Genomic DNA, 17,419 nt, shown 5'->3' with positions numbered 1-17,419 from the left:
GAAAATTCCTTCTCCTCGCATCGGGCGGCGCCTTGGCGCCGCCTTTTTCGTGCCGCCAGCCTTGCGCATCGGAGTGCGATTGCGGGATCGAGTTCCGCGCGATTCGTTGGCCGGGAACCTTTTCGTGGACCGAAGGCTTTCGGGACGCCGAATCGTTGAGCGCCCCTGCTGGGGCTTCAAGGGGAGTTGAGACATGATGAGACGCTTCCTGCGCGTGGGAGGTCTGGCCGTCCTGACCTTGGCCACGACGCTGCCGGCGATGGCGCAGTCGCTGGAGATCGGTCCGGGCGGACTGCGCGTCGTTCCCGACGACGACCGCCGCGGCCCTCCGCCGCCGCCCTATGATCGCGGCCCGCCTCCGGGCTGGCGCGACGGCCCGCCGCCGCCCCCGCCGGGCATGCGCCGTTCGATCAGCGATCGCGAGGCGATCCGCATCGCGCGCCGAGAGGGGCTGCGCGAGCTGGACGACGTGTCGCGCCGGGGCCGCACGATCCGCGTCGACGGTGGCGACCGCCGAGGCGACGACATCACCGTCATTATCGACGCCCGCACGGGTGATGTCATCGACGTGCGCTGAGCGCGCCCGATTCCGATCCGAGATCGAAGGCCGCTTCCGCCGAAGGGCGGGGGCGGCCTTTGCCGTTGGGCGGATGGCCGGGACCCTGCAAGGCCGGGACCTGCGCCCGGGTGGGCAGTTTGCCGCAGAGAATCGTTTGCGTTTCCCGGACGCGAACCCACCTATGGTCCGACCATGATGGACATCCGCCTTCCTCCCTCGACGCCCGCCAACGCCAAGCGGCCCGCCTCCCGTTTCGACGGGCGCGGCGTCACCGCCGTGCTCGGGCCGACCAACACCGGCAAGACCTTTCTGGCGATCGAGCGGATGGTGGCGCATTCGTCCGGGGTCATCGGCCTGCCGCTGCGGCTTCTGGCGCGCGAGGTCTACCAGCGCGTCGTGGAGCGCGTGGGGATCGGCGCGGTGTCGCTGATCACGGGCGAGGAGAAGATCAAGCCGCCCAACGCGCGCTATCAGGTCTGCACCGTGGAAGCCATGCCGCGCGAAACGCCGGCGGAGTTCGTCGCGATCGACGAGGTTCAGCTCGCCGGCGATCTGGAGCGCGGCCATATCTTCACCGACCGCATCCTGCACACGCGGGGCCGCTCGGAGACGCTGCTTCTGGGTTCGGCCACGATGCGCGGCGTCCTGGAGCGCCTCCTGCCGGGCATTCAATGCGTCACGCGCCCGCGCATGTCGCAGCTTCTTTATGCCGGCTCCAAGAAGATCACCCGCCTGCCGCGCCGCTCGGCCATCGTCGCCTTTTCGGCCGAGGAGGTCTATGCGATCGCCGAGCTGATTCGGCGCCAGCGCGGCGGCGCGGCCGTGGTGCTCGGCGCGCTCAGCCCTCGCACGCGCAACAAGCAGGTCGAGCTCTATCAGAACGGCGAGGTGGAGTTTCTGGTCGCGACCGACGCGATCGGCATGGGCCTCAATCTCGATGTCGACCACGTCGCCTTCGCGCAGGACTGGAAATATGACGGGTTCCAGTATCGCCAGCTGAACCCGTCCGAATACGGCCAGATCGCCGGGCGCGCCGGCCGGCATGTGCGCGACGGAACGTTCGGCGTCACGGGCCGGGTCGATCCGCTGCCGCAGGAACTGGTGGAAGCGCTGGAGTCCCATCACTTCGATTCGGTGAAGGTGCTGCAATGGCGCTCGCGCCATCTCGACTTCGCCTCGGTCGAAAGCTTGAAGCGCAGCCTCGACGCGCTGCCGCCGGACGAGGCGCTGGTGCGGGCGCTCCCGGCGGTGGACCAGCGCGCGCTCGACTTCCTCACCCGCGACGAGGGGGTGATGGCCGCCGCCAAGGGCGCCAGGAATGTCGAGCTGCTTTGGGAAGCCTGCAAGCTGCCGGATTACCGGCGCATCGCGCCCGCCCAGCATGCCGAGATCATCGCCTCGATCTATGGCGACCTTGTCAAACGCGGCGCGGTGGCCGAAGACTATATGGCGTCGCAGGTGCGGCGCGCCGATTCCACCGAGGGCGACATCGACACGCTTTCGCAGCGGATCGCCGAAATCCGTACGTGGACCTATATTTCGCACCGACCCGGCTGGCTGTCTGATCCGACACACTGGCAGGAAAACACACGGGCAATCGAAGATCGATTGTCGGACGCGCTCCACGAGCGGTTGACGAAACGCTTCGTAGATCGCAGGACAAGCGTCCTGATGAAGCGGCTGAGAGAGAACGCATTCATGGAAGCTGAAATCGGCAGCGACGGCACGGTGCTCGTGGAGGGCCACCTTGTGGGCGAGCTGCAAGGGTTCAGGTTCACGCCGGACGTGAAGTCCGACGGGCCCGACGCCAAAGCCGTTCGAGCCGCCGCGCAGAAGGCGCTGGCGGGTGAGTACGACAAGCGGGCCGAGCGGTTCTTCAACGCGCCGAACGGCGACTTGGCGCTCGGCTCGGATGCGCTCGTGCGCTGGCTCGGAGCCCCCGTCGCGACGTTGACGGCGGGCGAGGACCCGCTGCGCCCGCGCACCGTGCTCCTGGCGGACGACGGGCTGACCGGCCCCGCGCGCGACAAGGTCGCCCAGCGGGTCGAGCGCTTCGTCACCTACCAGATCTCGACGATCCTCAAGCCGCTCGCGGACCTGCGCGAGCCCGAGGGCGTCGAAGGCACGGCACGCGGCATCGCCTTCCGTCTTTACGAGAATTTCGGCCTGATCCAACGCCGCGAGATTTCGGAAGACGTGCGCGGCCTCGACCAGGACGCGCGCGCCGCGCTGCGTCGCCTCGGCGTGCGCTTCGGCGCCTACCATATCTTCCTGCCGGCCCTCGTGAAGCCGGCCCCGGCCGCGCTGATGACGCTGCTCTGGGCCGTCGCCAAGGACGGGCGCGAGCGTCCGGGCTTCGGCGAGGTCACGCAGCTTCTGGCGACGGGCCGCACCTCGGTGCAGCCGGACGCCACGTTCGACCCGATCTTCTATTCGCTGGCGGGCTATCGCCTGCTCGGCCGGCGCGCGGTGCGCGTCGACATCCTGGAGCGTCTCGCCGACCTCATCCGCCCGGCTCTGAGCTGGACGCCGGGCGCTGGCAAGCGCCCGGACGGCGCCTATAACGGGCGCGAGTTCCTCGTGACCCCCGCCATGATGTCGATCCTCGGCGCCACGGCCGACGACATGGACGAAATCCTGAAGGGCCTCGGCTACCGCTCGCAGGGCGTCGATCAGCGCGAGGTGGACACGACCATCGCCACGCAGGACCAGGCGGCCGCCGCCGCGCTCGCCGCCAGCCGTCAGGCGGCGCAGGTGAGCGCCGAGGACGCCAAGATCCTCGAGGAAGGCGCCACGCTCGCGCTCACAGGCGATGCCCCGGCGCAGGACGGCATCGCCACCGAGAGCGACGTCGCCGAGCCGCTGGCCTCCGCCGACAGCCTGTCCACGGCCGACCTTCAGCCCGCCATGCATCCGGGCGCCGCGCTGCAGGACGACGAGCTGACGGCCGTGACGGGCGACGATCCGCGCCCGGTCGATTCGATCCTCAGCGACGAGCCGGTGTCGAACGCCGACGAAGTGGAAGTGCGTCACGCCGGCGCGGTGAGCGATCCCGTGGCCGAGGAAACGCCTGTCGAGACGGCCCTGTCCGAAGCCTCGCCCGAGGATGCCGGAACCGTGGCCGAAGCGGAGGGCGCCGAGCCCGCCAAGATCGTCCAGCTCTGGCGCCCCTATCGCGGCGAGAACCGCAACCGTGGCCAGGGGCGCGGCGCGCCGGGCGCGCGCGGACCGGGCCGTCATGGCGGCGCTGGCCGCTCGGCCGGACCGCGTGCCGGCGAGGCCGAGGCGACCGCAGGCGAAGCCCGTCCCGACAACCGCCAGCGCTTCGGGCGCGGCGGCGGCGGGGGCCGGACCGAGCAGAATGGCGGCGAAGGGCGCGGCCAGCGCTTCGGCGGCAAGGGCGGCGGCGAGCGGCGCGAAGGTGGTCGCGAACAGGGTCGCGGCGGCGAGGGCTCCCGCGAGGAGCGCTTCGGCGGCGGCCATCGCGGCGGCGGCAAGCCTCACGCCAAGCCCGAGCGCGATGCTCAGCGCACGATGAGCACCGAGCCGCGCCGCAACGACCGGCAGAAGCCGGTGGACCCGGACAGCCCGTTCGCCAAGCTCGCGGCGCTGAAGGACAAGCTGAAATAGGCCGAGCGGAACCGAGGGAGGCCGGAAGGCGCATGGTGGCAGGCGGAGAACAGCGCATCGACAAGTGGCTGTTCTTCGCGCGTGTCGTTAAATCCCGATCGCTTGCCCAGAAGCTCGCCGTGTCGGGCGCGGTGCGGGTGAACCGCGAAAAGGTCGGCCATGCCGCGCGAATCGTGCGGCCGGGCGACGTGCTCACCATCTCCGTGCACGAGCGCGTTCGGGTGCTTCGCGTTCTCGACCCCGGCTTGCGCCGGGGTCCGGCCAGCGAAGCGGCGCGCTTGTTCGAGGACCTGACGCCGCCCGCCCAACGGCGGCCGGAGGGCGAGGATTTCAGCGATCTCCTGGGCGAGGACGAGAGCGCCGAGCCGGAACAGGGGTGAGGGGCGCGGGTGTCGTCGAAGGCGCAAGCGCCGGCGTGGCCTCGGGCGACGCGGATGATCCTTCTCCCGATCCGTTCGAATAAGAACAAGGATTCCCTTGCCAGACAGGGCATGAGCGGCTACCTCCCGCTCTGACCGGGCGCAGGCACTCTTGCGCCCTGGCGAAGCGTCCACCATCAGGCGCGGCGGCCTCGCTCACTTCTCAAGAAAGCGTTCCGCCCGGGGCTCGCGCCCGCCGGCGCGGCTCGGGCGCTTCCAGTTCGGGAACATGCCATGACCTATGTCGTCACCGACAACTGCATTCGCTGCAAGTACATGGACTGCGTGGAAGTCTGTCCGGTGGACTGCTTCTACGAAGGCGAGAACATGCTGGTCATCCATCCCGACGAGTGCATCGATTGCGGCGTCTGCGAGCCGGAATGCCCGGCCGAGGCGATCAAGCCGGACACCGAGCCCCAGCTCGACAAGTGGCTGAAGCTGAACGCCGACTATGCGACGCAATGGCCCAACATCACGGTCAAGCGCGATCCGCCGGCGGACGCCAAGGACATGGACGGCGTCGAGGGCAAGCTGGAGAAGTTCTTCTCCACCGCGCCCGGCCAAGGCGACTGACCTTTAGGACAAGCGAAGCTTCGGGGCGACTGTCCCGAAGCTGACATCGAAGAAGGGGGAGGGGAATTTCCCGCTTGATCGCGGCGCACCCTCCTTCTAACGTCTCCTGAAATCCCCGCTTCGGGCGGACCTCATGCCGGACGATCCCGGCGGGCTCCAGCGGGAAGGACGGCCGTTCCAACCGGCTCCCTGGCTTCGCCCGCGCTTTCCGTTGCCGACCGGCGACGACCTCGTTTTCGCAACCGCGAAAAACGAGCGTGGACACGTGCGGTTCCCTGCGCATTTTGGTTGAATTTTTGATCCGGACAGGGTATTATTTCTGCAACAGTCGAACGTTGCAGTCGGATCCTCGTGTCCGACCAGCGCTCACGGCGCTTCCGAAAGGTCTTCCCGAACGTCCGCTCTTCCAGACCGCCTCTTTCCGGTGGGCTGTCGTGCGAGCGTCGTGAAGGCCGGCCCCCGGGGTTCCAGGCTGGTCCGGCTCATTGGGGTCGGAACGCTCAGTCCGCGACCGCTCGGTCGTGCCGTGCATAGCGGCCTTCGTCGCTCTGCACAACAGGGAGTTTACCAAGCGTATGAGCACTCAGAAGAAGACCTCCCAGCGTCAGGGTTTCAAGACCGGCGAGAGCATCGTCTATCCCGCTCATGGCGTGGGTCAGATCGTCGCGATCGAAGAGCAGGTGGTCGCGGGCATGAAGCTCGAACTCTTCGTGATCGACTTCGAGAAGGACAAGATGCGCCTCAAGGTGCCGGTCGCCAAGGCCGAGCAGGTCGGGATGCGCAAGCTGTCCGAAACCGACTTCGTGGAGCGCGCCCTCAAGGTCGTGCAGGGCCGTGCCCGCGTGAAGCGCACCATGTGGAGCCGCCGCGCGCAGGAATACGACGCGAAGATCAATTCGGGCGATCTCATCTCCATCGCCGAAGTGGTGCGCGATCTCTACCGGGCCGACTCCCAGCCTGAGCAGTCCTATTCCGAGCGTCAGCTTTACGAAGCCGCCCTCGGCCGCATGGCGCGCGAGCTCGCCGCCGTGAACGAGGTGAGCGAGACCGAAGCGGTTCGCCTGATCGAGACCAACCTCAACAAGAATCCCAAGCGCAACGCCAAGGTTCTGGACGAGGACGAGACCGAGGGCGATGACGACCTCACCGCCGAGGCGGAGCAGGAAGAAGCCGCGTAAGCGCTTCGCCCATCCGTCACCCTTGAAAAAGCCGGCCAGTTCCTTGGCCGGCTTTTCTTATGGGTCAAGACCTGATACGACGAAAAGACGGGTCGAGTCGGACTCCCCGTCGCTTTTCCCCCTCGATCTTGACGTCTGAAAAAAAGCGCTACATTGCGCAAAAAAGATTCCGGTTGCCGGAACCTTCCTTCGAGACACGCATTTTCCTCGCAACGGTTCTTCGGTCGCACGGCCGCAAAGAGCCCCTGTGATCGGTGTTATCGACGTCCTCGGAAGGTTCGTGCCATGAAGTCCCAATCCACGCGTCGCCATCTCATCCAGGCCGCCATGGCCGCTCCCTATCTGGCGCGGGAGGAGGAATACGAGCTGGCCGTGCGCTGGAAGGAGAACCAGGACCAGGAAGCCCTTCACAAGATCACCTCGGCGCATATGCGCCTGGTGATCTCCATGGCCTCGAAGTTCCGGCATTTCGGCCTCGCCATGAACGACCTGATCCAGGAAGGCCATGTCGGCCTTCTGGAAGCGGCGGCGCGGTTCGAGCCCGAGCGCGAAGTGCGCTTCTCGACCTACGCGACGTGGTGGATCCGCGCTTCGATCCAGGACTATATCCTGCGCAACTGGTCGATCGTGCGCGGCGGCACGTCGTCGGCGCAGAAGGCGCTGTTCTTCAACCTGCGTCGTCTGCGCGCCCGTCTCAGCCAGGGCAGCGAGAGCCTGTCGGGCACCGAGATGTACAAGGAAATCGCGACCGCGCTGAAAGTGTCGGAAGGCGACGTGGCGCTGATGGACTCGCGCCTGTCCGGCCCCGATTCCTCGCTGAACGCGCCCTTGATGGAAGACGAGTCCGGCTCGGCCGACCGTCAGGACTTCCTCGTCTCCAACGATCCGCTGCCCGACGAGATGGTCTCCGCCTCGATCGACGACGAGCGCCGCGTGATCTGGCTCCGTTCGGCGCTGGACGTGCTCAGCGAGCGCGAACTGAAGATCATCAGCGAGCGCCGCCTGCAGGACGAGGGCGCGACGCTGGAAGCGCTCGGCTCCAAGCTCGGCATCTCCAAGGAGCGCGTGCGCCAGATCGAGACCCGCGCGCTGGAAAAGCTGCGCGCCGCGCTTCTGAAGGCCAACCCGGACGAAGCCGCCTTCATCAGCTGAAGGCTTTCTCTCCGAAACCGAAAAGGCCGCCCTCGAGGCGGCCTTTTTGTTGGTCGGTGATGGAAATCGGAAAGCCGTCTATTCCGCGACGATCTTGTAACGCTCGCCGGCCTCGACCTCGCTCTCGTCGGTCATGTCGTTGAGAAGGCGGAACATGTCGAGCTTGCGGTCGACGCCCTGGATGCGGGCGGCGATCGACTCCTGCGTGTCGCCCGCCTTCGCCGTGACGACGCGGATGCGCAGCGGCTTCAGATTGTTGCGCTCGGCCGGCGACAGGAGCCGGAAGGACTGCGCGATGCTGCCCGAAATGCTGGCGAGGCGCCCGGCCGAGTCGGCGGGCAGGGCGGTCAGGAAGCGATAGACCTGCCCGCCGATACGGATCACCGTGACGTTGAACACGTAGGACCCGCCGGCGGCCTGCGCCGTCGCGGCGGGAAGGCCGTTGATCTGCACCTGACGGATCGAGTTCTTGTCGAGCCCGCCGACCCAGCCGCTCTGGATATAGTCCGTGAGGCTCGTGGTTTCGGGCACGGCGATGCCGTCGAAGCGCACGGCCGTGTCGCCCGGCCCGGTGGCGAGCACCGCTTCCGCCGTGTTGTCGATCACGAAGCCCTCGGGCACCGAGAAGGTGATGCCGAGGCCCGGATGGAAGAAGGTGCGCGCCCGCACATAGCCTTCCGACGCCGTGTCGCCGAACAGCATGCCGTTGATGCCGTCGAGATAGCGGTTGCGCTCCGTCACGCCGACGCCCTCCGGCCCGAAGGCGGCGGCATGGCGGCGCGCCAGCTCCATGCGCTGCGGCGCGGCGGGATGCGAGGCCAGGAAGTCGAGCTGCGGATTGGTCGCCTGGAAGGCGTTGCGGAAGTTGGAGAAACTGTCCATCGCCTTGAGGAAGCGCGCGGCGGCATAGGGGTCGTAGCCCGCATCCCCCGTCTGCTTGATGCCCATCGCGTCGGCCTGAAGCTCCTGATTGCGCGAGAAGCTGGCGAGATTCAGCCGCCCGCGCGCCAGCGCCGCGCGCGCCGCGGTGTCGCTGGACAGGACTTCGGACACGACGCGGCCCGCGAGTTCCGCCGCTTCCTCGCGCTGCTGGCGCTCGATGCCGTGATTGGCGCGCACATGGCCCATCTCATGGGCGAGCACGGCGGCGACCTCGGCCGAATCGTTGGCGAGCGCGAGGAGACCGCGCGTTACGTAGAGAAAGCCGCCGGGCAGGGCGAAGGCGTTGATATTGGGCGAGTTGAGGACGGTGATGCGATAGGCGCGGTTGGGGTCCTCCGACACGGCGGCAAGCTTGCCGACGATGCCGGCCAGCATCAGCTCGAGCTTCGGGTCGGAATAGGCGCCGCCATAGGCCGCGAGAATCTTGGGATGCTGCGACTTGCCGATGGTCGACTGCGGGTCGGAGGACTGCACCGCGTCGAAGGACACGGGCTGCCGGCTCTGGCCTGGAAGATAGCCGGTCTGAACGTCGGGACTGACCGCGGCTTCCTCCAGCCCGGCGCCCAGAGTGGTGCAGCCGGCGAGAAACCAGAGCGGCCATGCGACCATCGCCCCCTTGAGCGCGCGACGAACCAGCGAGCTGGTTCGTGCGACGCCGAGCGGCGAAACCTCATGCACCATGTCCGACGATTCCCTGCGGTAACATTCATGCGAGTCCGAAATGATCTATCCGAAACCGACCGCCTCGCGAAAGGGTTGAGGCGTCACACAAAATTTCAAAACGACATCCGTTCGGCGCTTTTCGCGATGCCCGGGGAAAAGGACCAAATTAGGGTTCACCCGAATCCCTGGCGCCGCCGAGATAGGCGCGGAGCCTCGGATCGGGCCTTTCGTCCAGGAGTTCGGCCACCGGGCCGGTCAGCGCGATGCGTCCGTTTTCGAGAAACGCCAGCCGGTCGGCAAAGCCGCGCGCGTCGTCCGGGTGATGCGTCACCATGACGACGGTCGGCGGCATGGACGCGCGGGCGCGCAGCCGGGCGACGAGCGCCAGCATCTCCGCGCGCAGCGCCGGCCCGAGAGCGGCGAAGGGTTCGTCCAGAAGCAGGATCGGCCGTTCGCGCAGAAAGGCGCGGGCCAGCGCCACGCGCTGGCGCTCGCCGCCCGACATCTCCGCCGGTCGGCGCGGCCCGAACCCTTCGAGGCCCACTTCGGCGAGGCCCTTGCGGGCCCGCTCGCGCGCGGCCCGGCCGAGCCGGGCGCGGGGCTCGAGGCCGATCGCGACATTCTCCTCGGCCGTCAGATGGGCAAAGAGATTGTTGTCCTGAAACATCATGCTGATCGGGCGCGTGGCCGGCTCGTCGCGCGTCCGATCCGCGCCCATCAGATGGATCGTGCCGGATTCGGGCGCGAGAAACCCCGCCACGAGATCGAGCAGCGTGGACTTTCCCGCGCCGGACGGGCCGATCAGCGCCAGCCATTCGCCGGCCTCCACCGTGAGATCGAAGCGCATCTCGGCGCCTTCGTAACGATGCGTCACGCCGTTCAGTTCGATCGCCGTCATCGGGCGCGCCTTTCCAGAAGGCCGCGCTCGGCCAGAAGAATGAGACCGAGGCATAGCGCGCCCAGAAGAAGGGCCAGCCCTTCCGCGTCGGTCGAGCGATAGGACCCCATGCGCTGGAGAAGGAGTGTCGGCAGGGTCACGAAATCCTGGCTGCCGAACAGGGCGACCGAGCCGAGATCGCCGATCGCGGTGGCAAGCCCGAGCGAGGCCGAGAGCGCCAGCGGGCGGCCGAGCGAGGCGAGTTCCACATGGCGCAGCCGCGCCCAGCCCGACAGGCCGAGACTGGAGGCGAGCCGCCCGGCGCGCAGCGCCGCCGCTTCCGCTTCCGGGGCGAGGATGCGCGTCGCATAGGGCAGGATCGCCATCGCATTGGCAAGAATGGCGACGAGGGGCGCGAGGCGCGCGACATCGCCGGTCATTCGCAGCACGAGAAACCAGCCGGCGCCGATCACGATCGGCGGCACCACGAGGCCGAGCGCCGGAACGAGGCGCAAGACGAGGCGCAGCATGCCGGAAAGGCCCGCCGAGAGAACGAGGGCGAGCGAGAGCGCAAGGCCGATGAGCGTCGCGCCGGCCGCGATGCCAAGGCTCGTCAGCGCCGCGCGCCGGACCTGCGGATCGGCGAGAAGCTTGCCGAGATCGGCCTGCAGGCCGCTCCAGAGAATGGCCGCGAAGGGCGCGAGGAGAAGAACGAGGCCGACAGAAAGAACGAAAGCGTCGAAACCGCCGCGCAAGGGGGAGGGGGGATCGAAGCGCCGCTGCGGCGCGCCGAGGCCGAAGCCGCCGAGCGCCGCCTCGGGGCGTGCCAGAACCGTCGGCAGCAGGAACAGCGTCACGAGACCCACCTGCGCCAAAGCCAGCGCCAGGGCGCGGTCGGGCGCGAAATCGTATCGCAGCGCCTGATAGATCGCGACCTGCAGCGTCGTCGCGGCCGGGCCGCCGCCGAGCACGAGCACCAGCGTGAAGCTCGTGAAGCAGAGCATGAAGACGAGCGCCGCCGCGCCCGGCAGGACGGCGCGCAGCGCCCGCGCTTCCACGAGACGGAAGGTGGCGAGCGGCGAGAGCGACAATTGCCCGGCGAGCTTCCAGCTTTCCGCCGGCACGCTCTGCAACCCGCCGAGCGCCATGCGCGTGACGAGCGGCATGTTGAAGAAGACATGGGCCAGAAGAATGCCCGGCAGGCCGTAGATCGAGGGGCGCGGCAGGCCGAGCCAGACCAGAAGATCGGCCAGCGCCCCATTTCGCCCGAAGATCGTGACGATGCCGAGCGCGCCGACCAGCACCGGCAAGGCCTGCGGCAGAAGCAGAAGCCGCAGAAGCAGCGCCCGGCCGGGCAGGCGGCTGCGATGCAGCGCCAGCGCGAAGGGCACGCCGAAACACAGCGACAGGAGCGTGGAAAGAAGCGCCTGCCCCAGCGTGAAACCGATGACACCTTGAAGATAGGGATCGGCGAGACCGGCGAGCGCCGGCACCAACCCTTCCGACCGCGCGCCGAGAAAAACGAAGGGCGCGAACAGAAACAGGAGCACGAGCGCCAAGGCGCCGAGCGCCGCAGCGCGCCGCCAGCGCCGGTCGGCGGCGGACAGGAACAGGGCGTCCGCCTGCCGCTGCGCCCTCAACGGAAGGTCCTGCGCGCCGGACGCGGCAAGGCCATCGCCGCGCGCTCGATCGTCATCTTCATCATCTGCGCAAAGGCCGATCTCAGCGGCCCATGGCGCGCAGCCATTCCTCGGTCCAGGCCTGACGGTGCGCGGCCACGGTCTCGGCGTCGATCGCGAGCGGCTTTGCCGGCTGCACCAGCGTGTCGAAGGCGGGCGGCAGCGGCTCGGCGGGCTTCGTCGCCGGCAGCGCCCAATTGCCGGTCGGGATCACATTCTGGAAGGCCGGCGTCAGCATGAAGGCGAGGAACCGCTGGGCAAGCTCCGGCTGCTTGGACGTGCGCAACCGACCGGCGAGTTCCACCTGGAGATAATGCCCTTCCGAGAAGGCGGCGGCCTTGTAGCGGTCCGTCCCTTCCTCGATCTGATGATAGGCGGGGGAGGTCGTGTAGGACAGGACGATCGGCACCTCGCCCTTGGTGAAGAGACCATAGGCCTCGCTCCAGCCGGGCGTCACGGTGAGGATGCGGCGCGACAGCGTGCGCCATTTCTCCTCCGCCCGGTCGCCATAGACCGACTTCATCCACAGCAGGAAGCCGAGGCCCGGCGTCGAGGTGCGCGGGTCCTCGATCGCGATCTTCTGGTCAGGATCGCCGTTCACCAGATCCTCGAGGCTGGCGGGCGGGGTCTTCACGCTTTCCGTGTCGTAGACGAAGGCGAGATAGGAATAGTCGAAGGGCACGAAGACGTCGTCGGAGAAGCCGCCGGGAATGGCGAGCGGCGCGAGATCGACGCCAGACGGCGCGAAAAGGCCGGTCTTCTTGAATTCCGGCACGAGTTCCGCCGTCAGGCCGAGCGCGATGTCGGCCTGCGTCGTCTCGCCTTCGAGCTTCAGCCGGTTCAGGATGGCGACGCCGTCCTCCAGCCCGACGAAGCGCAGCTCGCAAGCGCATTCGGCCTCGAAGGCGGCCTTCACCTTCGGCCCCGGACCCCAGTCCGGCACGAAGCTCTCATAGGTATAGACGGTGAGAACGGGCTTGGCCGGTTCCTGCGCCGAGGCCGGCGCGAGAAGCGCCAGCGCGAGCGTGAGGCCCGCGAGCGTGGGGCGGAGCATGGTGGGTCTCCCATTCACCGGATGAACGGAAAAACGACCGCGAAGCCGCAGCGCCGCGATGCTCCCCATCCCTCCGCCGGTACGAGCCGGATCAGGTTCGGCGGGTTGACGCGAACGCCTCTCAGCCCGGATGGGCACCCCGTGTGAGCGTCGAGACCCCGATGTCGGTCGGGCAGGGCACAAGCGCCCGTGCCCCCGAAAGGGTCTCCCTTTCATTCTAGCCGCGCGCCGAAAGGGCGGCAAGGGCGGGGCGGGCGCCGCACCAGCCCGTCGGCTTCGAGCGGCGACCGCATGTTCCCAACCGGATCGCGAAGCCCTATGGAGCGGGCATGAGCCGTTTTGCCGTCCTGCTCGCCGGATCGATCGACCCGACCCCCGCCCTTCGCCGCGCCCTCACCGGCCGGCGCGTGATCGCGGCCGATGGCGGCATCCGCCACGCCGCCGCGCTCGAGGTCCAGCCCGAGCTCTGGGTCGGCGATTTCGATTCCTCGCCGCCCGATCTCGTCGACCCGGACGGGGTCGCCAAAGTCCCGCGCGAGCGTTTCCCGCGCGACAAGGACCGGACCGACGGGGAACTCGCCATTCAGGCGGCGCGGGCGCGGGGCGCGAGCGATCTTCTTCTCGTCGGCGCGCTCGGCGGGCGCAGCGACCACGCCTTTTCCCATCTGGTGATCGCGCTGCGCGAGGCGGAAGCCGGCCTGCAGATCGAGCTCTTCGACGGAATGGAGCGCGTCCTGCCGCTTTTGCCGGGTGGGCCACTCGCGGTCGAGGCCGAACCCGGCAGGCAATTCTCGCTCCTGAAATTCTCCGACCTCGAAGGCCTCACCATCCAAGGCGCGCGCTTTCCGCTGGAGGGTGTCGCGGTCCCCTTCGCCTCGATCCTCACCCAGTCCAACGAAGCGACCGGCCCCCTGCGCCTCTCCTTACGCTCCGGCCGCGCCCTTCTCCTCCTCCAGGCCGACCCGACCCGCCGCTGACGCGCCGCCCATTCGCCCTTGGCCAAACCCGGCCCGTCCGCTATAAAGTCCGCGGGGTCCCATAGCTCAGCAGGATAGAGCACCAGATTCCTAATCTGGGGGTCGTTGGTTCGAATCCAACTGGGATCACCAATGAATTCAGTGCTCTAGCCTACGTGCCCTGTCGATCCGTTCGGACGGTGTTCGGACAGGCGTTCGGACGGTCTACTTGTTGGTCTTTCGGGCGGCGATGCGCGCCGCCGCGACGGAGCGTGTTTTCTCCAGGGTTTTCCGGCTGTAGAGGGCCGTTGTAGAAACCTGCGAATGATTCGCGTGGTGGCGCATGGCCTCCAAATCGACGCCGGCATCTGTGCCTTCGGTGACCCCGCCAGCACGGCTATCCCTGTTCCAGACGGACTTCGGAACGCCGGCCTTCGTGGCGATGGCGCGCCACATCTGCATGAAGTTCCGATAGCGATAGGGCAGGCCCGTGGTCTCGTTGACGATCACGGGACCAATGCGTTTTTCGGGTGCGATGAGAGCGAGCACCTGCGAGACCAGTGGATAGGCGTTCGTGTCGTGAACCGCCTTCTGGCCGGTCTTGGTTGTGCGCTTGCGCAGGATGCCGTCCGCGTCGATCTCGCTCCAGAGCAACCCGCCAGACCAGCGACGGCCAAGGTGAACGATGCCGGCCTTGCTGCCGTCCTCCACGATCGTCCAGGCGCCAATGACGTCGATCTGTCGAAGCGTCAACTCGAACTGGAGGGCTTGGGCGATCGCGATGCTCGGCCGCTTCATTTCGATCGCCTTGGCGATGATCGCGGCCGACTGTTCGAAGGTGACGAAGATTTCCCGCGCGCCCGGCGCTTCGAATCGCATGTTCGCGAGGATCGTCGCCAGTCGGACGCATTCCGGCACGTTCTCTGTCACGCCGAACTTGATTGTGATGCGCAGGAGCTGCATCGCCTTGAAGGCTCGGCGGATGCGCTCGGGGCCGGGCAAGTCGCCTTCCTTCTTCGGAGGGGCGGGCTCGCGTAGCTTCTTGTACCAGCGCCGGAAGTCCGAACCGCTGAGACGGGCGAGCTGCCGATCGCCGACCGTTTTCTCCAAGAGATCCAACGATTCGTCATACATGGCCCGTGAGTTGGGCTTGATATCGCGATAGGAACTGTCGGCGCTCTTGCGGTACAGCGTGATCAGGCCGCGCAACGTGCCGTCGAACCGTTTCGGCCGCGTCCCCTTGTCGTTGCTGATCCATTCTAACAGTTCGGCTGTGTAACGCTGGCAGAGCGAGGCGATCTCATCGGCGTCTGACGAGTGAATGCGGATGGTTGGGGTGGGATAGCCCTCCGCCTGCCGCGAGATATCGGCGGCGATCCAGTAGAGAGCTTCCCCATCCTTGCGTTTTCGGCGCCTCAAGCCGGGTATTTTCGTCATGTCCAGTTTTCCTTTCCATCAGGATTGAGGGGCAAGGCCCCGTCGTTATCCTGACGGACGCCCTGGCGGCGGTCGAGATAGGAGCGGCAGGCCGGCCAATAGCGCTTGTCCTCGAACAGAGGATCGCGGCGCGGGAAGCCGTCCTTCTCCAGCGTTTGGGCGATGGCGGGAAACAGGTTCGCCTTCACGCCGAGGCGGGATGCGATCTCCTTGTCATCCAAAAAGAGCTTATCTTGCGCTCTCTCAGCCATTGCCCGCGCCCCTGCCCTGAACTGAGGCGGCCGCAAGCTGCGCCTCCAGCTCGGCGATGCGCTTGTCCTTCGCGTCGGCCGAGTTGAGCGCGTCCGCGATGTCCTGGGCGGCTTTGGCGGGATCATCGACATAGTGAGTGATGACCAAGGCGGGGATGCGCAGGCCGAGAGATGTCGTGCCATCCGCATTCTTGCGGGGCTCGGGCGTCGGATCGAACCTGATGATGTGGCCGGACATATGATCGCGGTTGCGAAAGTGCCGGTTCTCTTCGGCTTTCCAGTGCTCGGCCATCGCTAGACCCTCATCGGCATAAGAACGAGTTCGCGGGTGGGGTCGCCCTCGTCCCGAATGAGCGGCGGGGAGCCGGCGTCGCCCATCTCCAGGCGGAGCTTCGGGCCGACCATGGTCTTGCACATGTCCTGGAGGTACTTGCCGTTGAAGCCCACGGTCAGATCGAAGTCGCAGGCGGCGTCAATCGTGTCTTCCGCCTCGCCGGCATCGGCCTTCGAGAACATCGTGATCTGCCCGGCCGTGAACTCCATGCGGTAACGGCGGCTGTCCTTGTCGGTCAGCACGATCAAGCGGTCGATCGCTGCCACGAGGTCGGCCAGCTCTACGATCGCGACCTGATTGTTGCCGCGCGGAATGATGCGCTCGCTGTCGGGATAGGTGCCATCGACGAGCTTGGAATAGATCGTCATCTTCGGGCTGCGCAGGCGGATGAAGTTCTCGGACAGCTCGACTTGGATCGGCACGTCTTCCTTGTCCGCCAGCTCGCGGAACATGCTCACCGTCCGGTCGGGGATGATGATGCCGGGCATGTCCTTGGCGCCATCGGGCATGTCGAGCACGAGCCGCGACAGGCGGTGTCCATCCGTTGCCGTCGCCACCAGCTGGCCGTCGATGGTGCGCAGGTAGACGCCGCACAGGTAGTAGCGGGTTTCCTCGTTGGAGATCGCGAAGTCGCACTTCTCGTAGATCCTGCGCAGGTCGAGATGCGGGATCGTGAAGCTGTGCGTTGCCACCTTCGCCGAGATGTCGGGGAAGTCCTCCGCCGGGAAGGTCTGGAATGTGGTGCGGGCGCGCCCGGCCCGAACCGTCAGGGCCGTGTCGGTCGCATCGATGATCACGCGCCCGGCCGCCATCTTGGCGACGGTGGCCGCGAAGGCGGCGGCGGAAACCGTCGTGGCGCCAGGCGTCACCACGTCCACGTTCTCAACCTGGACTGATGTCTCAATATCCAGATCGGTGCCCTTGATCATCAGCGTCCCGTCCGCGTTCAGCTCTAGGAGAAGGTTGCTGAGGATCGGGATCGTGTTGCGTCCGGCGACGATCTTGCGGGCGCGATCCAGCCCGGCCGAGAGCGTGTCGCGCTGGCAGGCGAAAGCGAGGATGGACGCGCTCATCGGGAATGGCTCAGCGTTTGAGCGGTGCGATCCGCGATGCGGCGGATGACGTGGCCTGGTTGAGGAACGTCTTGAGGGCGCAACTCGTGCAAAAGGTTCAAAGCTTCGACAGGCCGCCCCTCCGCGATGGTGTCGGCCAGCTCGTTCCACTGGCGCGACCTGCGTTCGTTCTCGGTCTCCATCAGTGCGCTCCGATCGGCGGGAAGTCGGTGGGGTTCAGCCGTTCGCCCGGCGCGAGCGCGCGATCGGCGCCAGCACGGGTGAGGGCGAAGATAGCGGGGCCGGTCTCGGCCGAGCCGGTGCGGCAGATCGCGAGGCCGGCACGGATCATCTCGCCCCAGGCCTCCAGCGCCTCGCCGCGCGGGGGCGCGACGAAGTGGTTCGCATAGGACTGCCGGCGCGGGTTGGGCAGGCCGAGGGCCTGACGGGCAAGGGTGAGCTGGTCGCGGTTCATGCGGCCTCTCCCTCCGCCTTGCCGGCGAGGCCGCCCGCCGTGACCACATCGGCCACCATCATCGCGAAGTTCGCGAGGTCGGCGGCGGCGGTTGGGACGGCGTTGCGGTTGGCGTCGAGGTTCCGCACCCCGTCGTTCAACAGCCGGTCCACGGCGAGCGCGAGCTTGGCCGCGTGGCGGGTGCTCTG

18 protein-coding genes, 1 tRNA gene and 1 riboswitch are annotated in these 17,419 nt (G+C 67.4%); of the genes, 8 read left to right on the top strand and 11 right to left on the bottom strand.

The window, feature by feature from the left end; genetic code table 11:
• Positions 1 to 193 precede the first annotated feature (193 nt).
• The 6 genes from B146_RS0118700 to B146_RS0118670 all read left to right on the top strand — a co-directional run bounded on the left by B146_RS0118700 (position 194) and on the right by B146_RS0118670 (position 7,511).
• On the top strand, positions 194 to 577 hold the full coding sequence (locus B146_RS0118700; protein ID WP_019998002.1) for a hypothetical protein: 384 nt from the start codon (positions 194 to 196) through the stop codon (positions 575 to 577).
• A 174-nt stretch (positions 578 to 751) separates the two neighbouring features.
• Complete coding sequence (locus B146_RS0118695; RefSeq protein WP_019998001.1) at positions 752 to 4,189, top strand: helicase-related protein; 3,438 nt, start codon at positions 752 to 754, stop codon at positions 4,187 to 4,189.
• Positions 4,190 to 4,221: 32 nt separating this feature from the next.
• Positions 4,222 to 4,569: an RNA-binding S4 domain-containing protein gene (locus B146_RS26675; RefSeq protein WP_019998000.1), complete on the top strand. Its 348-nt coding sequence runs from the start codon at positions 4,222 to 4,224 to the stop codon at positions 4,567 to 4,569.
• Positions 4,570 to 4,842: 273 nt separating this feature from the next.
• A complete protein-coding gene (fdxA, locus tag B146_RS0118680; protein ID WP_019997999.1) occupies positions 4,843 to 5,181 on the top strand; it encodes a ferredoxin FdxA in 339 nt (112 codons plus the stop codon).
• A gap of 575 nt (positions 5,182 to 5,756) precedes the next feature.
• On the top strand, positions 5,757 to 6,359 hold the full coding sequence (locus tag B146_RS0118675) for a CarD family transcriptional regulator (protein WP_019997998.1): 603 nt from the start codon (positions 5,757 to 5,759) through the stop codon (positions 6,357 to 6,359).
• Positions 6,360 to 6,644: 285 nt separating this feature from the next.
• The gene (locus tag B146_RS0118670; RefSeq protein WP_019997997.1) at positions 6,645 to 7,511 is read left to right on the top strand and encodes an RNA polymerase factor sigma-32; all 867 of its coding nucleotides are present in this window, start codon (positions 6,645 to 6,647) and stop codon (positions 7,509 to 7,511) included.
• Positions 7,512 to 7,589: 78 nt separating this feature from the next.
• Here the strand turns inward: B146_RS0118670 and B146_RS0118665 are convergent, their stop codons facing one another.
• From B146_RS0118665 to thiB, 4 genes are all read right to left on the bottom strand, one after another.
• Entirely contained in the window at positions 7,590 to 9,134 is a 1,545-nt protein-coding gene (locus B146_RS0118665) for a M48 family metalloprotease (protein WP_019997996.1), read from the bottom strand.
• 148 nt (positions 9,135 to 9,282) lie between these two features.
• A complete protein-coding gene (gene thiQ, locus B146_RS26670) occupies positions 9,283 to 10,014 on the bottom strand; it encodes a thiamine ABC transporter ATP-binding protein (RefSeq protein WP_019997995.1) in 732 nt (243 codons plus the stop codon).
• Entirely contained in the window at positions 10,011 to 11,633 is a 1,623-nt protein-coding gene (locus tag B146_RS0118655; RefSeq protein ID WP_019997994.1) for an ABC transporter permease subunit, read from the bottom strand. Before B146_RS0118655 ends, thiQ begins: the two co-directional genes overlap by 4 nt.
• Before the next feature lie 82 nt (positions 11,634 to 11,715).
• Positions 11,716 to 12,726 (bottom strand): thiamine ABC transporter substrate binding subunit, encoded by a 1,011-nt coding sequence (thiB, locus tag B146_RS0118645; protein ID WP_019997992.1) that lies wholly within the window; start codon positions 12,724 to 12,726, stop codon positions 11,716 to 11,718.
• A gap of 51 nt (positions 12,727 to 12,777) precedes the next feature.
• A riboswitch (TPP riboswitch) is annotated at positions 12,778 to 12,878 on the bottom strand.
• Positions 12,879 to 13,055: 177 nt separating this feature from the next.
• Here thiB and B146_RS0118640 point away from each other — a divergent pair.
• Both B146_RS0118640 and B146_RS0118635 read left to right on the top strand, forming a co-directional pair.
• Positions 13,056 to 13,703, top strand: a complete 648-nt coding sequence (locus B146_RS0118640) for a thiamine diphosphokinase (RefSeq protein ID WP_019997991.1) — start codon at positions 13,056 to 13,058, stop codon at positions 13,701 to 13,703.
• A 55-nt stretch (positions 13,704 to 13,758) separates the two neighbouring features.
• Positions 13,759 to 13,835: transfer RNA gene (locus B146_RS0118635), tRNA-Arg, on the top strand.
• A 72-nt stretch (positions 13,836 to 13,907) separates the two neighbouring features.
• Here B146_RS0118635 and B146_RS0118630 read toward each other — a convergent pair.
• The 7 genes from B146_RS0118630 to B146_RS29390 form a co-directional block, all read right to left on the bottom strand.
• Entirely contained in the window at positions 13,908 to 15,119 is a 1,212-nt protein-coding gene (locus B146_RS0118630; RefSeq protein ID WP_040408770.1) for a site-specific integrase, read from the bottom strand.
• A complete protein-coding gene (locus B146_RS0118625; RefSeq protein WP_019997989.1) occupies positions 15,116 to 15,340 on the bottom strand; it encodes a helix-turn-helix domain-containing protein in 225 nt (74 codons plus the stop codon). The genes B146_RS0118630 and B146_RS0118625 overlap by 4 nt, the downstream gene beginning before the upstream one ends.
• Positions 15,341 to 15,362: 22 nt before the next feature.
• Positions 15,363 to 15,662, bottom strand: coding sequence for a hypothetical protein (locus B146_RS0118620; RefSeq protein WP_019997988.1), 300 nt, complete (start codon positions 15,660 to 15,662; stop codon positions 15,363 to 15,365).
• Positions 15,663 to 15,664: 2 nt separating this feature from the next.
• Complete coding sequence (gene dnaN, locus B146_RS26665; protein ID WP_019997987.1) at positions 15,665 to 16,777, bottom strand: DNA polymerase III subunit beta; 1,113 nt, start codon at positions 16,775 to 16,777, stop codon at positions 15,665 to 15,667.
• A complete protein-coding gene (locus tag B146_RS0118610; protein WP_019997986.1) occupies positions 16,774 to 16,959 on the bottom strand; it encodes a hypothetical protein in 186 nt (61 codons plus the stop codon). The genes dnaN and B146_RS0118610 overlap by 4 nt, the downstream gene beginning before the upstream one ends.
• Positions 16,959 to 17,231, bottom strand: a complete 273-nt coding sequence (locus B146_RS0118605) for a hypothetical protein (protein WP_019997985.1) — start codon at positions 17,229 to 17,231, stop codon at positions 16,959 to 16,961. The genes B146_RS0118610 and B146_RS0118605 overlap by 1 nt, the downstream gene beginning before the upstream one ends.
• A partial coding sequence (locus B146_RS29390) for a hypothetical protein (RefSeq protein WP_040408769.1) occupies positions 17,228 to 17,419 on the bottom strand: 192 nt, incomplete at its 5' end. The genes B146_RS0118605 and B146_RS29390, both read right to left, overlap by 4 nt.

It is taken from the genome of Aureimonas ureilytica DSM 18598 = NBRC 106430 (assembly GCF_000382705.1).
Lineage (GTDB): Bacteria > Pseudomonadota > Alphaproteobacteria > Rhizobiales > Rhizobiaceae > Aureimonas > Aureimonas ureilytica.
This window is presented reverse-complemented; position numbering and strand designations above follow the sequence as displayed.